At 63.2% G+C, this 4952-nt stretch carries 5 protein-coding genes; 2 read left to right on the forward strand and 3 right to left on the reverse strand.

What is annotated here, in order from left to right:
• Positions 1 to 136: 136 nt before the first annotated feature.
• Positions 137 to 697 (reverse strand): TetR family transcriptional regulator, encoded by a 561-nt coding sequence (locus ABE459_RS25660; RefSeq protein WP_323833795.1) that lies wholly within the window; start codon positions 695 to 697, stop codon positions 137 to 139.
• A gap of 130 nt (positions 698 to 827) precedes the next feature.
• On the opposite strand from ABE459_RS25660, the gene ABE459_RS25665 reads away from it, so the two are divergent.
• A complete protein-coding gene (locus ABE459_RS25665) occupies positions 828 to 1613 on the forward strand; it encodes an SDR family oxidoreductase (protein WP_125462952.1) in 786 nt (261 codons plus the stop codon).
• Between the two features lie 114 nt (positions 1614 to 1727).
• Here ABE459_RS25665 and ABE459_RS25670 read toward each other — a convergent pair whose 3' ends face one another.
• Positions 1728 to 2102, reverse strand: a complete 375-nt coding sequence (locus tag ABE459_RS25670) for an XRE family transcriptional regulator (RefSeq protein WP_323833798.1) — start codon at positions 2100 to 2102, stop codon at positions 1728 to 1730.
• Between the two features lie 245 nt (positions 2103 to 2347).
• Positions 2348 to 3847 (reverse strand): PLP-dependent aminotransferase family protein, encoded by a 1500-nt coding sequence (locus ABE459_RS25675; RefSeq protein WP_323833800.1) that lies wholly within the window; start codon positions 3845 to 3847, stop codon positions 2348 to 2350.
• Between the two features lie 343 nt (positions 3848 to 4190).
• Between ABE459_RS25675 and ABE459_RS25680 the strand changes: the two genes are divergently transcribed.
• Positions 4191 to 4661 (forward strand): GNAT family N-acetyltransferase, encoded by a 471-nt coding sequence (locus tag ABE459_RS25680; protein ID WP_323833802.1) that lies wholly within the window; start codon positions 4191 to 4193, stop codon positions 4659 to 4661.
• Positions 4662 to 4952: the final 291 nt, after the last annotated feature.

The following is a 4952-nucleotide window of genomic DNA, read 5'->3' on the forward strand; positions in this document are numbered from 1 at the left end:
GAGCAGCCCCGGCGATTTCTGCTTTCACGCTGAAATCCTGGGGCCGCGCTGCAGCCCTTTCGCGACACAAGGCCGCTCCTACAGGGGCGTGCAAGCCGTTAGTTGATCGCCGGGGGCTGTGCCCGAGCTAAAGCCTTTACGGCTTCAGCAGCCGCTCCCGGCAAGCCTCGAGAATTTCATCCGCCAACGGCGAATCATCCGGGCAGGCGCGGGACAGCGTGATGGCACCCACCAAGGTGGCAATCACGCTCAAGCGCCGGGCACGCTGAGCCTTCTCATCGGCAGTATCAATTGGCCCGCCGGCCGCCTGCAGCGTCTGCAGCAACTGCTCCAGCCCTTGGGCAAACACCGCCTTGACGGCCTCGGGCTGGCGCGCCGCATCATTGCTCAGCGCCGCCAGGGTGCAGCCTTGCGCCGGATTGTCGCGGTGCTCCCTGGACAGGTACTGGCCCAGGTAGTCCGCCAGATCGACCCCTTCGCTGCGCGCCGCGCTGCTGGCCAGGCCACACGCCGCGGCCTCGGCCATCAGGTCGGCCTTGGAGCCGAAGTGCTTGTAGAACCCGCCATGGGTAAAACCGGCAGCGGCCATCAGGTCGGCCACACCGACCCCGTCATACCCCCGCTCGCGAAACAGCGAGGAGGCTGTTTCGACAATGTGAGCGCGGTTGGCTTGGGCTTGTGCCTTGCTGACTTTCATGGCGGGCGACTCCTGCACCGGGGTGGTGGTGCTCATCATACATTGATGACGCTCATCATCAAAACGTTGACATGATTAGATTGTGATCGTAATCATAAAGGCAGACACACCCAACCTTGAGGATCTACCCATGAGTGCCTTGCCTACCGTTCTTGTCACCGGCGCTTCCAGCGGCATCGGTGCCACCTATGCCGAACGCTTCGCCCAGCGCGGCCACGACCTGGTACTGGTCGCCCGCGATCAGGCCCGGCTGGAGGCCCTGGCCGATCGCCTGCATGAGCAATTTGCCGTCGCGGTCGAGGTGCTGGTCGCCGACCTGACGCAGGAAGCTGCCTTGGCCAAGGTCGAAGCCCGTTTGCGTGAAGACGGACGCATCGGTGTGCTGATCAACAACGCAGGCCAAGGCCAGTCGGGCGGTTTCCTCGGGCAGAACGGCGAAAGCCTCGAACGCCTGATCGGCCTCAACGTCACCGCCGTCACCCGCCTGGCGGCTGCCATCGCCCCGCGTCTGGCCGAGCAGGGCAGTGGTGCGATCGTCAACATCGGTTCGGTGGTGGGGCTGGCACCGGAGCTGGGCATGACGGTGTATGGCGCTACCAAGGCCTTTGTTCAGTTCCTGTCCCAGGGGCTGGCGCTGGAACTGGGGCCAAAGGGTGTTTATGTGCAGGCCGTGCTGCCGGCAGCGACCCGTACCGAAATCTGGTCACGCTCCGGGCTGGACATCGATTCGCTGCCTGAAGTGATGGAGGTACAAGATCTGGTCGATGCCGCACTGGTGGGCTATGACCGGCGCGAGGCGATCACCATTCCGCCGTTGCAGCACGCCGAGCGTTGGGCGGCGCTGGACGGTGCGCGGCAGATGCTGATGGGGGATTTGCGCCAGTCCCAGGTGGCTGAGCGTTATCGCGCCGTGTAGCGGGCCAGGTTCACAGCCCCTCGCCAAGGTACAGCCGGTGTGCCTCGCCAATCCGTTAACTGGCTGTGGCAGGCACACCCGCTTCCCTGGCAAAGCGTGGCCACTGTGCGATCACTAGCTTTCATCCTTGTGGGGGTTCTGGCCACCAATGAGCGAGGGCTTTCCAATCGGGTTTTTGCCGGTGTGTTCAGGCGCCGGCTGGGTTGCCCGTGTAACTGTCGCTCGCTGCCTTTGCTTGCCCTGCATTTTCGCCAGCTGCAAGGGGCTGCTTCTGACTTCCTCGATCAGGCTGGCGAGGCGCTCCAACTCCCCAAGCACCCGCAGCACGGCGATTACATTGACCAAGGTGCCTTTGCCGGCCGTGAGCTTGCGGTAGGTCTCCCGAGAGATCCCGGCTTCATGGGCAACGATGTCCTGGCCGATATTACGCTTCAAGCGGATCGCTTCAATGCGCTGGCCGATCTCACGGGCGATGGCGTCGTCGGTCATTGATGTGGCTTTCATAACGCCTGGAATCCTATGTTTAAAAGGCCGTTATCGATCTCTTTGCCCAGAATCTCAGGCGTTGAAAAGCGATTTTTGAAGGTGGCTCTGATGTTTTATAAAGCCTGCATAAGTAGGCGTTATGCGGTTTTTACTGCTTTTGAGCCAAGTATTTTAGGCGTTAGTGTTAGAGGGTTGGCGGGGCGGTTTCGCTGCCTTCCTCTACGGCAATTGGTTTCGTGGAGTACGGTTTATCGACGCGGGCGTCCCGCAGTGGCCAAGCCTGCCAACACCTTTTCCAGCTTCACCACCGCGGCCTTCATCTCGGCGGTTGTTTGAGCGGCAAACCCCATCAGCAAGCCAACATCGTTCCTCGGCATCGCATACAGGCCACCCAGCCCGAGCAGGTCGATCCCCACCCCGCGCGCGGCCCTGACCACGGCGTCTTCAGGCAAGGCCTGGACGAAATGGCAGGGCATCTGCAGCCCCCCGGCCGGGATCTGCGGCACGAGAAATGCCGCCAGGTGCCGCTGAATGAGATCCGCCAGTACATCGCGCCGCTCGGCGTAGAGCCCACGCATGGCCCGCACATGGGCGTTGAAGTGGCCGCCCTCCATGAACCTGGCCAGGGTCAGCTGGGCGATAGAGGCGTTATGCCCGTCCTGCAGGGTTCGGGCGGCGGTCATCGGCGCGACGAGTTTGGGCGGCAGCAGCAGGTAGCCGATGCGCAGCCCGGCGAACAGCGATTTGGTGAAGGTGCCGATGTACAGCGTGCGGTCATGCGGGTCCAGGCCCTGCACGCAGGCGGTGGGGCGGCCGGCGTAGTGGAATTCGCTGTCGTAGTCGTCCTCGATGATCCAGGCCTGTTGCTGGCGCGCCCATTCGATCGCCAGCAGGCGCCGGTCCAGCGACAGGGTCGCGCCGGTCGGGTATTGGTGGGAGGGGGTGAGGAACAGCGCCCGAGCGTCCGACGCGAGCCGGGCCATCGCGTCCACCTGCAGGCCGTGCTCATCCACGGGTACTGGTACGCCTGCCAGGCCTGCCGCAGTGATGGCCTTGCGGGTGCCCTGGTACAGCGGGTCCTCGACCAGCACTTTGTCGTCGGCGTCCATCAGCACCTGGGCGCACAACCCGAGTGCCTGCTGCGAACTGGTGAGGATCAGGATGCGCTCGGCGGATGCCTGGGCGCCGCGCTCCAGGTTGAGGTAATCGGCGATTGCCTTGCGCAGCGGCGCCATGCCCTGCGGCTCGCTGTGTTCCAGCGCCCGCGTGCCGTATTCCTTGTACACCTGCCGCTCCAGCTTCTCCCAGATGGCCAGGGGGAAGTGCCGGGTTTCGGCCACGCCGGGGGCGAAGGGGCGAGGGGACTGGAAGTTGTGCACGCCACCGCTGTGCAGAATCGCCGTGCCTCGGCAACTCAACTGCACAGGGGCTTCGCTGTGTGCCGGCCGCTGGCGCTTGCGTAGCGGCAGACACCGGGTCCGTTGCGACACGAAGCTGCCGCTGCCTACGCGCCGCTCGATGAAGCCTTCGGCGTGTAGCTGGCTGTAGGCCGATTCCACGGTATCCCGCGATACGCCCAGGGACTGGGCCAGCGGGCGCGAGGCGGGCAGCGCCTTGCCTACCGGCAGTGCGCCGTCGAGGATCAACTGGCGGATCGCCCGCTGGATGCGCACATGCAAGGCCAGCGCGTTGTGGGCGGGGTCGTTGATCCAGGCTTTTACCGATTCCAGTTGTGCGTGTTTAAACATTGGCCTGATTCCCTGGCTGATGGTTCTGATTTAGGGCTGCTAATGCTGGGGCCGCTTCGCAGCCCTTTCGCGACACAAGGCCGCTCCTACAGGCGACCGCGAACCCCTGTAGGAGCGGCCTTGTGTCGCGAAAGGGGCGCAAAGCGCCCCCGGCAATCTCAAGCTTTACCCCTACCCGGAAATCCAAAATGGTCTGGCCATTACCAATCAATTGGCAGGTAAAAACCAACCATTTATCCGCTATAAAACCCAGGCCCGCAAGCAGCCGCCAAGGAAGGCAAGCGCTACGGGCAGGCCGGCCCCTCACTCATTCACGCTGTCTTGTCCAAAAGGGGTTCCAACCATGACCACCACCCAACTGCCCGTTTTCGTTCGCCGAGTGAAGCAAGCCGATCTGCAGCCCTGGTGCGATTACTGGGCGCAATACCAGGCCTTCTACCAAGTGGACCTGGGCCCAGCCATTACCGAGCGCACCTGGGCCCGCTTCTTCGACCCGGCCGAGCCCATGCACTGCGCCGTGGCCACCGACGGGGAGCAGATCTTCGGCTTCGTCCACTACGTGTTCCACCGTTCGACCTGGGGGCGCAACGACTTCTGCTACCTGGAAGACCTGTTCGTGTGCCCGAGCGCACGGGGCCGGACGGTCGGCAAACGGCTGATCGAGTTCGTCCAGGACCAGGCCCGGCAGCAGCAGTGCGACCGGCTGTACTGGCATACCCAGGAGAGCAACCGGACTGCGCAGCGGTTGTATGACTGGATTGCCGAGAAGCCGGGGGTGATCGAGTATCGGATGCCGTTGGATGTCGCCCATTAAGTCCATTGTGAGCAGATGAGGGGGCGGAGGTCGGTATCGTTCATTGCGCCGCCCTTGCACTCAGGCCTTTCGAGATGTTCGACGTTAGAGTTGTAGCGCCTATGAGATCGAGCGCCGCCCGCGCGGCGCATCGCTGGCAAGCCAGCTCCCACATTTGTTTCGGGCCAATTATGCCTGTGAGGGACTGTCAGTTTTTTTGTGTTCGGGCCGGTAATGGCCTGCCGCTAGGCAGGCCCTGATTTTCACCAGGTCGGCCTGATGAACCGATCTCCGTACAAAATCGCAAATTGA

This window comes from Pseudomonas sp. TWI923, from assembly GCF_039673365.1.
GTDB classification, from domain to species: Bacteria; Pseudomonadota; Gammaproteobacteria; order Pseudomonadales; family Pseudomonadaceae; genus Aquipseudomonas; species Aquipseudomonas sichuanensis.